General features: G+C 71.5%; 15 protein-coding genes. 6 read left to right on the top strand and 9 right to left on the bottom strand.

The window, feature by feature from the left end; genetic code table 11:
• The first annotated feature begins 139 nt into the window (after positions 1 to 139).
• Positions 140 to 376, top strand: coding sequence for a hypothetical protein (locus tag OG788_RS35940; protein WP_406375211.1), 237 nt, complete (start codon positions 140 to 142; stop codon positions 374 to 376).
• Positions 377 to 618: 242 nt separating this feature from the next.
• Here OG788_RS35940 and OG788_RS35935 read toward each other — a convergent pair whose 3' ends face one another.
• The 4 genes from OG788_RS35935 to OG788_RS35920 all read right to left on the bottom strand — a co-directional run bounded on the left by OG788_RS35935 (position 619) and on the right by OG788_RS35920 (position 3604).
• Positions 619 to 918, bottom strand: a complete 300-nt coding sequence (locus OG788_RS35935) for a hypothetical protein (protein WP_351546690.1) — start codon at positions 916 to 918, stop codon at positions 619 to 621.
• 267 nt (positions 919 to 1185) lie between these two features.
• A complete protein-coding gene (locus OG788_RS35930) occupies positions 1186 to 1935 on the bottom strand; it encodes a GNAT family N-acetyltransferase (RefSeq protein ID WP_406376936.1) in 750 nt (249 codons plus the stop codon).
• A 99-nt stretch (positions 1936 to 2034) separates the two neighbouring features.
• Complete coding sequence (locus tag OG788_RS35925) at positions 2035 to 2748, bottom strand: 4'-phosphopantetheinyl transferase (protein WP_406375209.1); 714 nt, start codon at positions 2746 to 2748, stop codon at positions 2035 to 2037.
• Positions 2696 to 3604: a metallophosphoesterase family protein gene (locus tag OG788_RS35920; protein WP_406375208.1), complete on the bottom strand. Its 909-nt coding sequence runs from the start codon at positions 3602 to 3604 to the stop codon at positions 2696 to 2698. Before OG788_RS35920 ends, OG788_RS35925 begins: the two co-directional genes overlap by 53 nt.
• A 256-nt stretch (positions 3605 to 3860) precedes the next feature.
• Here OG788_RS35920 and OG788_RS35915 point away from each other — a divergent pair, with 256 nt between their 5' ends.
• The 3 genes from OG788_RS35915 to OG788_RS35905 all read left to right on the top strand — a co-directional run bounded on the left by OG788_RS35915 (position 3861) and on the right by OG788_RS35905 (position 8098).
• Positions 3861 to 5066, top strand: coding sequence for an ATP-grasp domain-containing protein (locus OG788_RS35915; RefSeq protein ID WP_406375207.1), 1206 nt, complete (start codon positions 3861 to 3863; stop codon positions 5064 to 5066).
• A 146-nt stretch (positions 5067 to 5212) separates the two neighbouring features.
• Positions 5213 to 6898 carry a carbohydrate binding domain-containing protein gene (locus tag OG788_RS35910; protein WP_406375205.1) on the top strand — a complete coding sequence of 562 codons (1686 nt, stop codon included), beginning with the start codon at positions 5213 to 5215 and terminating at the stop codon, positions 6896 to 6898.
• A gap of 114 nt (positions 6899 to 7012) precedes the next feature.
• A complete protein-coding gene (locus OG788_RS35905) occupies positions 7013 to 8098 on the top strand; it encodes a pyridoxal-phosphate dependent enzyme (protein ID WP_406375204.1) in 1086 nt (361 codons plus the stop codon).
• Between the two features lie 48 nt (positions 8099 to 8146).
• On the opposite strand, the gene OG788_RS35900 is transcribed toward OG788_RS35905, so the two are convergent.
• The gene (locus OG788_RS35900) at positions 8147 to 9484 is read right to left on the bottom strand and encodes a 6-phospho-beta-glucosidase (RefSeq protein WP_406375203.1); all 1338 of its coding nucleotides are present in this window, start codon (positions 9482 to 9484) and stop codon (positions 8147 to 8149) included.
• 481 nt (positions 9485 to 9965) lie between these two features.
• Between OG788_RS35900 and OG788_RS35895 the strand changes: the two genes are divergently transcribed.
• A complete protein-coding gene (locus tag OG788_RS35895) occupies positions 9966 to 11633 on the top strand; it encodes a histidinol-phosphatase (protein ID WP_406375202.1) in 1668 nt (555 codons plus the stop codon).
• Entirely contained in the window at positions 11633 to 12481 is an 849-nt protein-coding gene (locus tag OG788_RS35890) for a hypothetical protein (protein WP_406375201.1), read from the top strand. Before OG788_RS35895 ends, OG788_RS35890 begins: the two co-directional genes overlap by 1 nt.
• Positions 12482 to 12521: 40 nt before the next feature.
• Here the strand turns inward: OG788_RS35890 and OG788_RS35885 are convergent, their stop codons facing one another.
• Genes OG788_RS35885 through OG788_RS35870 form a run of 4 tightly spaced genes read right to left on the bottom strand, consistent with a single transcriptional unit; the run spans position 12522 to position 16300 of the window.
• Positions 12522 to 12977 (bottom strand): MaoC family dehydratase, encoded by a 456-nt coding sequence (locus OG788_RS35885; protein ID WP_406375200.1) that lies wholly within the window; start codon positions 12975 to 12977, stop codon positions 12522 to 12524.
• Positions 12974 to 14488: an acyl-CoA synthetase gene (locus OG788_RS35880; RefSeq protein ID WP_406375199.1), complete on the bottom strand. Its 1515-nt coding sequence runs from the start codon at positions 14486 to 14488 to the stop codon at positions 12974 to 12976. Before OG788_RS35880 ends, OG788_RS35885 begins: the two co-directional genes overlap by 4 nt.
• 10 nt (positions 14489 to 14498) lie before the next feature.
• The gene (locus tag OG788_RS35875; protein ID WP_406376935.1) at positions 14499 to 15371 is read right to left on the bottom strand and encodes an amidohydrolase family protein; all 873 of its coding nucleotides are present in this window, start codon (positions 15369 to 15371) and stop codon (positions 14499 to 14501) included.
• An 11-nt stretch (positions 15372 to 15382) separates the two neighbouring features.
• Positions 15383 to 16300, bottom strand: coding sequence for an SDR family oxidoreductase (locus OG788_RS35870; protein ID WP_406375198.1), 918 nt, complete (start codon positions 16298 to 16300; stop codon positions 15383 to 15385).
• Positions 16301 to 16494: the final 194 nt, after the last annotated feature.

The raw sequence follows: 16494 nt of genomic DNA, 5'->3' as shown, positions 1-16494 counted from the left end.
GTCCCACAAGGGATTTCCGTGATGTTTCGCCTCCGCTAAGCGGGCGAACCTCCCCGCACCGAAACCGGATTGTCAGTGGTGGACGGCAAGCTGGGGTCAGGACCAGTGTCACGACAAGCCAACCGGGGAGAGCCGTCCGATGCCGACCGCCGTACTGACCGAACACGAACGCGCCGCCGTGCAGGCCTACCTCCGCCTCCTCCAGACGGTACGAGCGGCTTTCGACGGCCCGCCGGACGGGTCCCGACCACCCATGGTGCCGCCCGCCGTACTCGCCGAGGCGGAGCGGGCCCTGGCGGCGGCCGGCCTGGCGGGCAACGAGGAGTCGTTCTTCGAACTGCTGCACTCGTGGTGCCCGGAACCGGGCTGGGTGTGAGACAAGGACGTCCGGGCCCCACCGCCGTGCGGCCGAGGCGGACGAGGCCGACGACCGGGACGCCTCCGTGATCGCGGACACCGCCTGCCGGGCGAGCGGGGGCGGGCGGGCGGACGGGCGGTGGGGACAGCGAAGCCCCCGGGGCGGAGTCACCGGGGGTCTTCGTCGCCGGCCGAGTGGGCGGGGTCGGGCGCGCAGCCGGACGCCTTGTGGCCGCGGGGCCGTGACGGCGTGCCGGGCCCCTACGCGGCACCCTTGACGTCGGGGGCGACGAAGCGCCGGTGGAGTGGGCTGAAACTCGTCTCGGGCTCGCCGGCCATGCCCGCCTTCTGGATCGCGGGGGCGAGCCGTTCGGCGAAGAAGGCCTCGAACGCCTGCTGGGATTCCCAGACGTCGATCACATGCAGGCCCTGGGCGTCGAACCAGGCCACGTGCATCTGGCCACCGGCCGCCGGGACCTGCTCCCAGTCGACCGCGTCCCGCACCGTGTCGTACTGCTCCGGCGTGACTCCCGCCCAGTGCATCGACATCACCATCGCCATGTCCAGCCCCTTACCGTTCGTAGTGGTGTACGCCGTCCTCGGACCAGCCAACATCCACCCGCTGCCGCGCACATCTCCACGGCGGCCAATGGTGTCCCTCCTGCCGGTGCCGGGCATCGGGATCGTTCCACCGCACGAGCGGTGCCGGACAGAGCGTGCGGAGGCACACCGGAGCCCGCGGAATGCTTCGTACGCTCGTCGCGCGGTGTGCCTCTCCGCGCCGGTTTCGTCGTCGCCGACGCCTGTTTTCCGGCGAAGCGGTCCTGATCAGGAGTCTCCCGGTGTCCAGATCCAGGGTGTGGCGGTGGTCGCGGCCCGGAAGCCGAGGCGTCGGAGGGTCGGGGCGCTGTCCTCGGACGCGTCGACGTGCAGATACTCGACTCCCCGGGCCACGGCGAGCCGGGCTCGGGCCGCGATCAGCGCCCGGTAGATTCCGCGGCCTCGCCAGGCGGGCACCGTCGTACCGCCCCGGAGTCCGGCGAAGACGGTTCCGGGACTGAGGACCAGCCACGCGGCGGAGACGACCTGGCCGTCCGCCTCGGCGACCAGGACGGCGATGTCGTCCGGTGCCGCCGCGATCTGCCCGTTCAGGAACCCGTGGAGCCGGCGCCAGTCCATGCCCCACACGCCGGACTCCATCACCGCGATCCGTCGGATGTCGGCGTCCTCGGCGACGCGGCGCAGCGTGACGCCTGCCGGGACCACCGGCTCTCCCGCCGTGTCGGCCGCGTGTCCGATCAGCACGGTCTCCGGCTTCCCCGGGACGAATCCCGCGGCTCGGAGGCGGTCCGTGAGGTCACCCGGCCTGTCATGGGCGCGGGTCTTCCACTCGACCGCCTCGCCCCGTGCGGCGAAGTAGTCGCGCTGCCGGACGATCAGCCGGTCCAGGCCGGCACCGCTCAGCCCGAGGTCGCGCGGGGCGATGACGAAACCGCGGAAGTGTCCGACCACGCGCAGGAGCGGTCCGTCCCTCTCGCATCCGACTCCGGCCGGGAGTGCCGGGAGCACTCCTCGCATCTGCGCGTCGTACGCGGCCAGCAGCGTGTCGATGTCCTCCGTCACGCCATCGAGGGTACGCAGCCGTCAACTCCGCTGCCCCGGTGGCCCGTTCAGGCGTCAGGCCCGGACCGCCGGGCGCGGCCGGGTGTGCGGGACGGTGACCGCCGTCGCGACCAGCCCCCGCTGGACGGTCCAGCGTCCGTCGAATGCCGGGACGGCCGTACCGTCCACCACGGGCCCCGGTACGAGCAGGCGGGCGTGGAAGGTTCCCGAGAGGTCGGGGGCGGCGGGCGTCGGGCCCACGGAGATGTCGATGTCCGCCTCGGAGAAGTCGAGCCACTTGCCGGTGAGCGGGAACCACGCCTTGTAGACCGACTCCTTGGCGCTGAACAGGAGCCGGTCCCAGTGGACGTCCGGTGTCCGGGCACCGAGGCGGTCCAGGCGGCCCGTCTCGCTGGGCAGCGCGACGGCGGCCAGGACGTCCTCCGGGAGCGCCAGGTGGGGTTCGGCGTCGATGCCGAGGGAGGCCAGATCGGTGGGACGGGCGAGCGCGGCGGCGGCGTAGCCTTCGCAGTGCGTCATGCTGCCGATGAGGCCCGCGGGCCACTGCGGGGCTCCGCGCTCGCCCGGCAGCACGGGCCCCGGGGCCACGCCCAGCTTCTCCATGGCGCGCCGGGCGCAGGCACGCACGGTGGCGAACTCGCGGCGCCGCTTCTCCACGGCGCGCGCCACGATCACCCGCTCCTCGGGGTACAGGGTCGCGACCGCGGTCTCGTCGTCACCGTGGCTCTCCACCGTGACGACCGACTCCGGGAGCAGCTCCTCCATCACCGGCTTTGACCTCCATCGGCAGAATGCGGCGCAGCGTTGCGGGCGGCCCCGGTCGCTTACGCCATTCTCGGGGATAGCCCACCGACACCTCTTCGAAGCGGACACCGTCGTGCCAGGTGGTCCGGGGGATGTGCAGATGGCCGTAGACCATGGCCTCGACGCGGAACCTGCGGTGCCAGTCGGCGGTCGCCCGGGTGCCGCACCACATGGCGAACTCGGGGTAGCGAAGGATGTCCGTCGGGTGACGGTCCAGCGGGTAGTGGTTGACCGGGACGGTCGGCAGGTCGTCGGGGATTTCGGCGAGTCTGCGTTCGGTCTCGGCGACCCGGGCCCGGCTCCAGGCCTCGCGGCTCGGGTAGGGGTCGGGGTGGAGCAGATGCTCGTCCGTGCAGACGACGCCGGTGCTGTGCGCATAGGCCAGCCCCTCGTCCTTGGTGGCGCAGCCCTGCGGCAGGAACGAGTAGTCGTAGAGCAGGAAGAGCGGCGCGACGACGACGGGACCGCCCGGTCCGTTCCAGACGGGGTAGGGGTCCTCCGGGGTCGTGACGCCCAACTCCCGGCACAGGGCGACCAGATGCTCGTACCGGGCGACACCGCGCAGTTGGACGGGGTCCTTGGGATGGGTCCACAGCTCGTGGTTGCCGGGCACCCAGACGACCTTGCGGAAGCGGCCGCTGAGCGTCTCCAGGGTCCACCTGATGTCTTCGACGATCTCGCCGATGTCGCCGGCCACCAGAAGCCAGTCGTCGTCCGACTCGGGGCGCATCTTCTCGACCAGCGCGCGGTTCTCGGCATAGCCGATGTGCAGATCACTGATGGCCAGCAGGTTCCCTTCGCCGCCGTCTGTCGGCCGCACGTGCCACCCCCGTAGAAAGCGAATGTCAACACAAGAACACACCCGCCCGGCGCCGGACAAGGAGGCCCTCCGGCCGGTGGATCGGCGAATCCGTAACATGCCTGTAGCAGCACGGGGGTCCCCCGCCCCCTATGATCGCCCCAACACCACCGCCCCGAATCCGCTTTGGCGTACGGCGGCGCTCGGTGCACCTCCCCTACCCCTGGCCGGGCCCGGCCTGCTCCGCCGTGCCCGCGAACCGTGAAAGGTGGCTTGCATGGGCTCTCGCGTACGCGTCTGGCTCAACCGCACGTACGCGGAGAACGTGTTCTTCATGGATCAGCTGCGAAGTAATCCGCAGCATCGCGCGGTCGAGATCCATGCCACCCACGGCGACGCCGACTCTCCCGTACTGGCCGCCGCCGACACCGCCGAGATGGAGCCGGAGGGCCTGTCACCGCGGGCCTATGTCGAGTACGCGCTCGACATGTGCGCCCGGCGTTCCGTGGACGTCTTCGTGCCGGTCCTGCACCAGGCGGCGATCGTCGCGCAGCGCGCCGAGTTCGCGGCACTCGGTACGGCTCTGCTGGCGCCGCCCTCGGAGGCGGTCGCGGTCTTCCACGACAAGGCGACCGCGTACCAGGCCGTCGAGGCCGTGGGTGTTCCGGTACCTCCCTGGTGGCGGGTGCGCACGGAGGAGGAGCTGGTCGCGGCGGTGGAGCTGCTGGAGGCCGCGGGTCAGCGGGCCTGCTTCAAGCCCGCGGCCGGAGCGGGCGGGGTGGGCTTCCGGGTGATCACCCGCACCCCCTTCTCCCTCATGCACCTCAACGGGTTCCCGAGCCCGTACGTGCCTCTGGACCTGGTCGTGGAGGCGCTGCGCGCGGCCGACGAGCCCGTCGACTGGCTGGTCATGCCGCACCTCGGACAGCCGGAGGTGTCGGTGGACTGCCTCACCGGGCCGGACGGCCGGGTCCGCATGGCGATCGGCCGCACCAAGAACGGGCGGCGCCGCGGATTCACCCTCGACCCTGCCTGGATCGAGCCCGCCACGCTGCTCGCGGAGGCGTTCGGGCTGCACTATCTGTCGAACATCCAGTTCCGGATGTACGGCGACGAGCCGGTGCTGATGGACGTGAACACCCGTCCGGCGGGCGGACTGCACCAGCTCTCCCAGTGCGGGGTCAACGCCCCTTGGTCCGCAGTGCAGTTGGCGTTGGGCGAGGAGACGGGCGAGGTGGTCCCGCCGTTCCTCGGGCAGGACTACACGGTGGTCTCCGGGCCGCGTCCGGTGCGTCCGGTGTCGCTGCCTTCGCAGCGGACCGAGCTGCCCGTGCCGACGCTGTCCGAGGTGTCCGTACCGACGCTCCCCGCGGTGCCCGCGCAGGCCACGGAGCCCGCGGCCGCCACCCCGGTGGACGCGACCGCCTCCGCCGCCTCGGCCCAGGCCACCACGCCCGCCTCGGCGGCCATCGCGCCCGCCTGACCCCCGGGCCGCTCTCGCCGCCCCCTCCACCTCTACCGGTCTGGACCAATTCCCGCTCAGCGTCTTGACAGCGGGATTGGTCCATACCAACTTGGTTGCGCACCTCTCTGCACTCCCGAACACCCCCATTTCCCCAGGGAGATCGCGTGCGCATCACACAGCTCAGACGTTCCAGACATCGGTTCCTCGCCCTCCTGGGCACGGCCGCGCTGGCCCTCGCCGGGGCGGTCGCCCTGCCGGGTACGGCCCAGGCGGCGAACATCCTGTCCAACCCCGGGTTCGAGACGGGCAGCCTGTCCCCCTGGTCCTGCTCCGGCAACCTGGGCTCGATCGTCTCCAGCCCCGTACACGGCGGCTCCAAAGCCCTTGCGGGGGCGGTGAGTTCGAGCGACAACGCGCAGTGCACCCAGACCGTCTCGGTCCAGCCGAACACGACGTACAGCCTCTCGGGCTGGGTCCGCGGCAGCTATGTCTACCTCGGCGTGGACGGCGGTGCCTCGACCTGGACGACGTCCCCGTCGGCGTACAGCCGGCTCAGCGTGTCCTTCACCACCGGTGCCTCGCAGACCAGCGCCAAGATCTATGTGCACGGCTGGTACGCGCAGGGCACCTACTACGCCGACGACGTCAGCCTGGACGGACCCGGCGGCGGTGGCTCCGACAGCCAGGCGCCGACCGCGCCCACCAATCTGACCTCCACCGGCAAGACCTCCTCCAGTGTGTCGCTGTCGTGGGGCGCGTCGAGCGACAACGTCGGCGTCACCGGGTACGACGTCTACGCCGGCTCCAACCAGGTGCTGAGCGTGTCGGGCACGAGTGCCACGGTCAGCGGGCTGTCCCCGAGCACCGCCTACTCGTTCACCGTCAAGGCGCGGGACGCGGCCGGGAACACCTCCGCGGCCTCCAACTCCGTGAGCGTCACCACGAGCGCGGGCGGCGGTGGCGGCACCGGCTTCAAGCAGGCCGCTCCCTACCTGTTCGAGGGCTGGGGCGACCCCCCGAACCCGACCACGGTGATGAACGCGACCGGGGTCAAGTGGTTCACGATGGCGTTCGTGCTCGACTCGGGCGGCTGCAACCCCGCCTGGGACGGCAGCCGGGCGCTGACCGGCGGCGTCGACCAGACGGCCATCAACCAGATCCGTTCCGCGGGCGGTGACATCGTCCCGTCGTTCGGTGGCTGGCAGGGCAGCAAGCTCGGCGCCAACTGCTCCTCGGCGAGCGCGCTCGCCGGCGCTCTGCAGAAGGTGATCGACGCCTACAGCCTCAAGGCGATCGACATGGACATCGAGAACACCGACGAGTTCGAGAACGAGGCCGTCCAGGCGAGGATCCTGACCGCGCTGAAGACCGTCAAGGCCAACAACCCCGGCCTGAAGACGATCGTCACCTTCGGCACCTCGACGACCGGCCCGACCTACTACGGCAACCGGCTCATCGAGCAGGCGCAGTCCCTGAACGCCAACATCGACGTCTTCACCATCATGCCGTTCGACTTCGGCGGCGGCTCCGACATGTACGGCAACACGGTCAACGCCACCGAGGGGCTGAAGGCCAAACTGAAGTCGACCTTCGGCTGGGACGACGCCACGGCCTACTCCCACATCGGCATCTCCGGCATGAACGGCCTGTCCGACCAGCAGGAGAACACCACCCCGGCGATCTGGACCCAGATCCGTGACTGGGCGAACGGCCACCACATCGCCCGGCTCGCCTACTGGGCGGTCAACCGCGACCGGCCCTGCCCCGGCGGCGGCGTGGTGAGCAACTGCTCCGGCATCAGCCAGAGCACCTGGCAGTTCACGTCGATCACGGCCGGCTTCACGGGCTGAGACGACGGCGGAACAGCGCGGCGGGCCGTCCACAGGGCGACCCGCCGTCACGCTCCCCGCACGATCCACCGCGCTACGCTCGCCGGACGACCGGCGTCAGCAGAAAGGCCCGCGGTGACCAGCACCCGCTCCGGAGCGACCATCCCGTCCCGCGCCCTTCTGGGCAGTTGGCCCACTCCCCTCGAACCGGCTCCGCGGCTGGCCCGTGCGCTCGGGCTCGGCCCGGACGACCTGTGGATCAAACGCGACGACCTCACGGGCCTGGGCGGCGGCGGCAACAAGATCCGCAAGCTGGAGTGGACCTGCGGCGCGGCGCTGGCGGACGGTGCCACCGTGCTGGTGACGACCGGCGCGCCGCAGAGCAACCACGCCCGTCTGACGGCGGCAGCGGCGGCCCGGCTGGGCCTGAAGGCCGTCCTCGTCCTCGCCGGCGGGCCCGCGGCGCCTGACGCCGGTGAGCCCGGCGCGGACCCTGCCGGGGCACGGCCACCGGGTTCACCCACGAAGGCCCCGCCCGCCTCCGGCAATCTCGCCCTCGACGGCCTCTTCGGGGCCCAGGTCGTCTGGGCGGGCGACCGCCAGTACCTCGACGCGCGGGCGGCGCGCACGGTCGAGGAGCTACGGGCGCGGGGAGAGGTGCCGGCCCTTGTGCCGTTCGGCGGGTCCAGCGCGCTCGGCGCCCGCGGCTACGCAGAGTGTGCCCGTGAACTCCTCGACCAGGCACCGGACTTGGAGAACGTGGTCGTCGCGCTGGGCTCGGGCGGGACGATGGCCGGGCTCGTCGCAGGGCTGGGCGCCGCGCGTGTCCTCGGCGTCCACGTCGGTGCCGTCGCCGATCCCGCCCGCATCGTCGCGGAGCTGTCCTCGGAGCTGTCCGGCACGCCCTGCGACCCGCGCTCGCTGCGCGTGCGCGGCGACCAGGTCGGAGCGGGCTACGCCACGCTCACCGAGCCGGTCATGAGTGCCCTGACCCTCGCCGCGCGTGCCGAGGGCATCGCCCTCGACCCGATCTACACCGGGCGCGCGATGGCCGGCCTGGTCGCGGCCGTCGAGGACGGCGACATCACCCCGGGACAGCGCACCGTCTTCCTGCACACCGGCGGGCTGCCCGGTTTCTTCGGCCACCCCGAGGCGGTCGCCCGCGCGGAGGCCGAACTGCTCGGCCCTCCGGACAGCCCCGTTCCCGCCCCGGCTCCGTGACCCCCTGAATCCCCGGACACGCAGGGCGGACGTCTCCTCGGCCGATGTCTACTCCAGGTACGCCAGTCCGGGGTGCACGGCCGTATAGCCCTCGACCAGGGCGCGCGCCACGTTCACGGAGTCGACGAGCGGGTGGAGCGCGAAGGCCTTCACCGCGGTCGTGCGGGACCCCGACTCGGCGGCGGAGAGCACCTCCCGCTCCACCGCCTTGACCGCGCACACCAGCCCGGCGGCGTGTCCGGACAGCGGGTCGACGGTGACGGGGTGCGCGCCGTTGGCGTCGACCAGGCAGGGCACCTCGATGACGGCCTCGCTGTCGAGGACGCTCAGCGTGCCGCGGTTGCGGACGTTGAGGATGAGGGTGGTGCGTTCGTCGCGGGCGATGGCCCGCATGAGGGCGAGCGCCACCTTCTCGTAGCCACCGGAGAGGTCGTCGGCGTCGCGTTCCCCGGCACCGGCGGCGTCCCGGTTCTCCGCCATGTACGTGGCCTCGCGCTCGGCGCGGGTGCGGTCCCAGGCGGTCAGGGCCGCGGCGTCCGGGCTCTTCATCTCGTCGTAGAACCGCGCCTGTTGGTCGCGCAGGAACGCGCCGCGCGTCTTGTCGGCCTGCTGGTAGGCGCGGACGGTCTCGCGGTTGAAGTAGTAGTAGTGCAGGTACTCGTTCGGGACGGCGCCCAGCGACCGGATCCACTCCGGGCCGAAGAGCTTGCCCTCCTCGAAGGAACCGAGCAGGCCGGGGTCGGCGAGCAGCCGCGGGAGTTCGTCGCGGCCCGCGACGCGCAGCCCCCGTACCCAGCCGAGGTGGTTGAGCCCGACGTAGTCGATCCACGCCTCGCGCGGGTCCGCGCCGAGGACTCTGGCGATCCGGCGCCCGAGGCCGACCGGCGAGTCGCAGATGCCGATCACACGGTCACCGAGGTGGCGGGACATCGCCTCGGTGACCAGGCCCGCCGGGTTCGTGAAATTGATGACCCAGGCGTCCGGCGCGAGCCGGGCCACCCGCCGCGCGATGTCCACGGCGACGGGCACGGTCCGCAGACCGTACGCGATGCCGCCTGCGCCGACCGTCTCCTGGCCGAGGACGCCCTGGTCGAGGGCGACGCGCTCGTCCGCCGCGCGACCCTCCAGGCCGCCGACGCGGATCGCGGAGAACACGAAGTCGGCGCCGCGCAGGGCCTCGTCGAGGTCAGTGGTGACGGTCACCTCCGGCGCTCCGGGGTCCCCCGCCGCCTGCTCGGCCAGGACGCGGGCCACGGCGGAGAGCCGTCCGGCGTCCAGGTCGTGCAGCACGACCTGAGTGACGCGGCCCTCGGCGCGGTCGCCGAGGAGCGCCCCGTACACGAGGGGGACCCGGAATCCGCCGCCGCCCAGAATGGTCAGCCTCACGCAAGTACCACCTTTGCAGTTCGTGCGGGGACGCGGGTCGCGCGGCGAAGGATCACGCCACGGCCACCGGGACGCCCGCGTCGTCCGGGGACCAGCGTGTCACCACGGCCACCGGCTCGTTCGTCACCACCACCACGAGTGTCGGTCCCGCACACCCTCGCCGCCGCTCTCCCTCCCCGCCACCCACGGGAGGGCAACCGCGAGCTCGCCGACCACCAGGCCGCCATCGAGCCGACCCCGGGGCTTCAGGGGGGTTTCATCCGGGGGTTCCGGGACCCCGCCATTCTCCGACGGGTGATCGACGGAGGATCGGCCGGGCACGACGGCGCAGTGCCGTTCGACAGCGGTGGCGCCGCGCCGTGCCACCGCCGGCACACGGCGACGACCGCTCGTCGGGTCGGGCCGTCACCACCCGCCGCGAGACGAACGCGCCTTCCTCGTCACGTCGTTCATGAGCCACTGACCCAGGGACCACACGACCATGACCGAGCAGCACCTGCCCGCCTGGGCCGATCCGTCCGTCTCCCCCGCCGAGCTGGATCCGCAGGGCGTGTCGCGGCGCGGGCTGCTGCGCGGCGCGGGCCTGTTCGGGGCGGCCTTCGCGGTCGGCTCGGTCGCCACGCCCGCGGCGGCTTCCGGCAGAGGACACGGCGGCAGCGACCCCCGCCTCGCGTATCTCGTGGGCGACCATCACGTCCACTCCGTCTACAGCCACGACGCGAAGTACACGTTCTCCCGACTCGCCCGGGCCGGAGCCGCGTACGGGCTCGACTGGATGGTCTTCAACGAGCACTCCAACTTCGGGCACGCCTCCTACGGCGCCCGGCTGGAGCACCAGGAGATCCTGAAGGCGCGCGCCGCGAACCCGCGCCAGCTGATCTTCCAGGGCCTGGAGTGGTACATCCCGGCCGCCGAGCACGCCACGGTCTTCGCCGCCCCGGGCCCGCACGAGGCGGACCTCCTCACCCGGTTCGAGCTCGCCTACGACGGCAAGCTGCTGGGGTACACGGCGGGTTCGCCGGCCGGTCCCGACACGGCCCGCAACGAGGCGCACGCGGTCCGGGCGATCCAGTGGCTGGCCGATCAGCGCCGGACCGGATACGTCGACGACGTGCTGGTCCTCGCCAACCACCCGTCGCGCCTGGGGATCGACTCCCCGCACGAGATGCGCAACTGGCGCGACGCGGCCCCCGAGATCATGATCGGCATGGAGGGGGCGCCCGGCGCGCAGGGCGGCGGCATCCCCGGCTGGGTGGGCTCGGGGCAACAGCGCGGCGAGTACGTCAACAAGCCGTCGGAGAACTCGTTCGCCGGCTATCCGGAGGACGCGTACGTCCTGTACGGCGGCTTCGACTGGATGACGGCGACGGTCGGCGGCATGTGGGACGCGATGCTCGCCGAGGGACGGCTGTTCACCGTCACCACCAACTCCGATGTGCATCGCGTCGTCTTCGACACCTGGAAGAACGGCGACTGGGCGCCCGGACGGAACTTCGACAACACCGGGCGCGTCCCCGACCCGGTGAACACCGGCACCCAGCAGCCGGGCGGCGACTTCTGGCCCGGTCAGTTCAGTCGTACCCATGTCGGCGTGACCCGCTACGGCTACCGCTCGGTGATGGCGGGCCTGCGCGCGGGCCGCGTCTGGCTGGACCACGGCCATCTGCTGGACGGACTCGAGGTCCGCCTGAAGCGGCACGACGACCACGGGGCAGGCGTCACCCTGGGCGGCCGGATCCGCGTCCGCAAGGGCGAGCGGCTCACCCTGTCGGTCACCGTGACGACGGCCTCACGACCCAACCCCCATGGAATCCTGCCGGAGTTGGCGCACGTCGATGTGATCCGGGGTGCCGTGCGGGGCCGGGCGGCCGACCGCGACGCCTGGAGGGCGCCCGACACCAAGGTCGTCCGGACCGAGGACGTGAGCGGCCGCGAGGGGACCTACACCCTGCGCGTCCCTCTGGTCGCCGGCGACGAGTCCTTCTACGTCCGGCTGCGCGGCAGCGACGGCAACAGGAACGGCGCCGGTCACCTCGGTGCGGCGATCGACCCGCACGGACCCGTTCCGCACGTGCCCGGAAACGGTGACCCGTGGGTCGACACATGGTTCTATTCCAACCCGGTGTTCGTCGATGTGGAAGGTCGTTGATGAAGCGTCAATTACTGTCTGTCGCCGGCGTGTTGGGCGCGTTCACGCTCGGTGCGAGCACGTCGGCCGCGGTGGCCGCCGAACCGGTGTGGACCGAGACCGGCACGTCCTACGTCGACACGCTGAGCGGCGGCCAGGGGCTCGCGAGCCGCGCGGACGGCTCGCTGCTGCACCGCGGGCTCGCCTCCATTCCCCTCGGCCTGCGCATCAAGGGCTGGAATCACGTGGGCGACCCGGACATCGCCCGGGGCTACGTGTTCGACGCCTACCAGGGGCCGGACACGGCGACCTCGAAGATGTTCGCGGTCACCACACCCGCCGGGAAGCGCTCCGAGTACGTCCACCCGTTGGACCCGGGCGAGAAGCTGAACAACTCCTTCGCGACCGTGTCGCCCGACGGACAGTGGCTGGTGTCGGGCGAGTGGGGCGACCAGAACCGGCTCCAGGTCTTCCCCGCCCCGCTGCTCAACCCGTCGGCACCGCCCGCCGGCGGCCCCCTGCCGCAGGCCGGGCAGATCACCCTCGACAGGCCCGTCCGCGACATCCAGGGCTGCGACTTCGTCGACGACACTAGGCTGCTCTGTGCCTCGGACGACAGCTCGCGCGCGCTGTTCCCCGAGGACCGGCCGCTGCTCCAGGTCGACCTGGAGCGGACGGTGGACGGCGGGCCGGTCACGGGACACGTCACCAGCCTCCTCGCCCTGCCGCAGCGCGGCCTGTGCACGGACGGGACGTACGAGGCGGAGGGCGTCGACTACGACACGGCGAGCGGGACACTGCGCGCCGAGGTGGTCCAGCCCGGCGTGTGCGCCGTCGCGACCTCGGTGTACGCCTACCGGCTGCGCTAGCCGGGCCGAGGGGTCCGTCCGGGCCGGGATCACCGGAGCATCAGATGTAGAACCGCGACAGACTCTGCAGGACGGCGGCGGGCTTCCCGCCGCCGTCGGTCTCCACCGTGCCGTCGACGGCGATCTGCACGCCGCCCGGCACGTCCTCGACGGAGGCGAGCCGCGCGACGAGCCTGATGCGCGAGCCGGCCTTCACGGGCGCGGGGAAACGCACCTTGTTCAGACCGTAGTTGACCTTGGTGGTCACGCCCTCCACCTCCAGCAGCTCGGTGAAGAGCGGAATGAACAGGGAGAGGGTCAGAAAGCCGTGGGCTATGGTCGCGCCGAACGGGCCGGCGGCTGCACGCTCCGGGTCGACGTGGATCCACTGATGGTCGCCGGTCGCGTCGGCGAAGGTGTCGATCCGTTCCTGGGTGACCTCGATCCACGCGCTGGTGCCCAGGTCACCGCCCGCGAGCTTCCGGAGTTCGTCGAGACCGTTCACGGTGATGGTCATGGGTTTCCTTGCCTGTCGCCGTAGCGCGTACGGACGCGCGATTTGAGGAGCTTTCCGGAGGCGGTGCGCGGCAGTTCGTCCGCGATGACCAGGGACCGGGGGATCTTGTACTTGGCGAGCCGGCCGGAGAGTGAGGCGATGACCTCGTCCGGGTCCAGTTCGACACCCTCGCGGGCCACGACGACCGCGCGGGGGACCTCGCCCCACCTGTCGTCGGCGACACCGATCACGGCGCACTCGACGATGCCCGGGTGAGCGAGGAGAAGGTCCTCGATCTCGGCGGGACAGATGTTCTCGCCGCCGGAGATGATCACGTCTTTGATGCGGTCCACGATGAAGACATAGCCGTCGTCGTCGACGCGGGCGGCGTCCCCGCTGCGGAACCAGCCGTCGGTGAGGACTGCGGCCGTCTCCTCGGGCAGACCCCAGTAGCCGGGCATGACGTGGGGTCCGCGGACGACGACCTCCCCCGTCTCTCCCGTGTCGGCCGGGGTGAAGTCCGGCCGGACCACCCGGACATCGCTGAAGAAGTGCGGCACGCCCGCCGAACCGGCCTTGGCGACCGCGTGCTCCGCGTCCAGGAAGAGGGTGCCGGGCGCGGCCTCGGTCATGCCGTACCCCTGGAGGAAGGTGAGTCCGCGTTCCTGGTAGGCGGCGATGAGCGAGGTCGGCACGGGCGAGCCGCCGCAGGTGAGGATGCGCAGGGAGGACAGGTCGGCGCCGGCCCAGCGGGGATGCCGGGCGATCCGGTCGAACATGGTGGGTACGCCGAACATGAAGGTGATCCGGTGCCGTTCGACGAGGTCGAAGGTGGCCGCCGGGTCGAAGGACTCGGTCAGCACGCAGGTGCCGCCCTTGAGGAGCACCGGCAGGGTCAGCATGTTGAGGCCCGCCGTGTGGAACAACGGGGCGGACACCAGGGCGCGTTCGTCGGCGATCAGGTCGTGGTCGACGAGGACGTTGACGGCGTTCCAGGTGAGGTTGCCGTGGGTGAGCATCGCGCCCTTGGGGCGGCCCGTGGTGCCCGAGGTGTACATGATGATGCAGGTGTCGTCGGCGGTGACGGGGAGGTCGATCGGCTCGTCGGGAGCGGCGGCGATCGACTCCTCGTAGGAACTGCCCACTTCGAGGGACGTACGGACACCGGCGGTGCCCGGCAGACCGGCGACGAGCCCGGTCGCGGAGGACGCGTGGACCAGGGTCCTGGCGCCCGCGTCTCGTAGCTGGTGGGCGATCTCGGGACCGGCGAGGCGCGGGTTGAGCGGCACGAAGACGGCACCGAGGAGACCTGCGGCGAACAACGTCTCCAGATACGAAGGGTGGTTGGGTCCCAGATAGGCGATCCGGTCCCCCCGCCGGGTGCCAAGGGCCCGTAGGGCGTGTGCCAGCTTCGTGGTGCGCGTGTGCAGTCCGGCGTAGTCGACGGTGGCGTCGCCGTGGACCAGGGCGGTGCGGTGCGGGGTCTTGCGGGCCCGGCGTGCGGGCCATGACCCCAGTCCCTCGTTGCGCATCGTGAGCCCCTTACGGTGTGAGCCCGAGGACACGGGCGGCGTTCTCCTTGAGGATCTTCGGCCTGACCTCGTCCTTGATCGGGAGCTTCTCGAAGTCGGCGAGCCAGCGGTCCGGGGTGAGGACGGGATAGTCGGAGCCGAAGAGGACCTTGTCCTGCAGCAAGGTGTTGGCGTACTGCACCAGTTGCGGCGGGAAGTACTTCGGCGACCACCCCGACAGATCGATGTGCACGCCCGGCTTGTGCGTGGCCACGGCGAGGGCCTCGTCCTGCCAGGGGAACGACGGATGCGCCAGGATGATCTTCAGGTGCGGGAAGTCGGCGGCGACGTCGTCGACGTGCAGCGGATTCGAGTACGTGAGCCGGATCCCGCCGCCGCCGGGCACCCCGGCGCCGATGCCGGTCTGCCCGGTGTGGAAGAGGGCGATGGTGCCGGTCTCCTCGATGACTTCGTAGAGGCCGTACGCCACGGAGCGGTCGTTCGGGAAGAAGCCCTGGATGCTGGGGTGGAACTTGAAGCCCTTCACCCCGTACTCCTCGACCAGCCGCCGCGCCTGCCGCACCCCGGCCTTCCCCCGGAAGGGGTCGATGGAGGCGAAGGGGATCAGCACGTCGGGGTTGGCGGCGGCCGCCTCGGCGACCTCCTCGTTCGGGACGGGTTCGGTGCCGGTGGCGGACTCGGCGTCCACCGTGAAGACCACGGCGGCCATCCTCCGCTCGCGGTAGTACGCCGCCGTCTCCTCCAGGGTCGGTTTCCGCTTGCCCTCGACCTTGAAGTAGGCGCTGGAGGCGTCGTGCAGGTCGTCGTCGAGCGAGGAGTGGCCCTTGGACGAGACCTCGGCGTGGGTGTGGACGTCGATCGCGACCAGCTCGTTCGGGTTCACCGGAGGAGTCATCACGCCTCCGGCAGCTTCGGCGCGGGAATCCCGACGGTCTGGGGTTCGGCACCGAGAGCGGCGGCCCAGACGTCGGCGAGCGTCTCCGGGGTCCAGCCGCCGTCCGCGTACGCCGCCTTGATCTCCTGCGGATGCGACCAGAGGGCCACCTTGTCGCCGCCGATGCCGATGGCCTGGCCGGTGATCCCGCGCGTCGCCGCGGAGGCGAGGAAGGGAACCAGGGCGGCGCAGTCCTCGGGGGTGCCGAAACCCTCGCCCTTGCGCAGGAAGTCAGGGAGCGGCGTGCCGTCGCGCAGGGCCTCGACGTAGGGGGCGAAGGCCGGGACCGTCTCGGTCATCGCGGTGGCCGCGACGGGCACGATCGCGTTGACGGTGACACCCGCACGGCCCAGCTCCATCGACCAGGTGCGCGCCATGGCCGCGATGCCCGCCTTCGCGGCGGCGTAGTTCGTCTGCCCGAAGTTGCCGCGCTGTCCGGCGGGCGAGCCGACCAGGATCAGGCTGCCGCCCTCGCCCTGTTCACGCATCCGCACGGCGGCGGCGCGAGCGCAGGTGAAGGTGCCCTTCAGATGGGTGGTGATCACCGCGTCGAAGTCGTCGTCGGTCATCTTCCACAGGACCTTGTCGCGCAGAATGCCCGCGTTGGCGACCAGGATGTCCAGGCGGCCGAACTCCCGCACGGCGCCGGCGACGAGCCGGTCGGCGGCTTCGGCGGTGCCGACCGCGACCACCTCCGCGACCGCCTGCCCGCCGGCCTCGGTGATGGACTTGACGGCCTGCTCGGCCACGTCCTCGTCGACGTCGTTGACGACCACGCGGGCACCGGCGGCCGCGAGGGCGCGGGCGTAGGCGAGGCCGAGGCCACGGCCGCTGCCGGTGACGACGGCGGCCTTGCCGGTGAGATCGATGCTGGGCACGAGGGGGTCCCTTCACGTGGTGCGGGTGCTCGCCCTGAACGCGAGTGCCCGCCGGGGCCGGCCGCGAGGCCGACAGGGGTGCGGCCGCGAGAGGGAAGCGGTGCGGTCACGAGATCGAAGTTAAGAGCAATAATTGTCGACGTCAATAGTTGTTGCCGTCCGGGCCATACGGCATGCTGGGTCCGTACGCCCGA

Source organism: Streptomyces sp. NBC_00647, from assembly GCF_045207245.1.
GTDB lineage: Bacteria > Actinomycetota > Actinomycetes > Streptomycetales > Streptomycetaceae > Streptomyces.
This window is presented reverse-complemented; position numbering and strand designations above follow the sequence as displayed.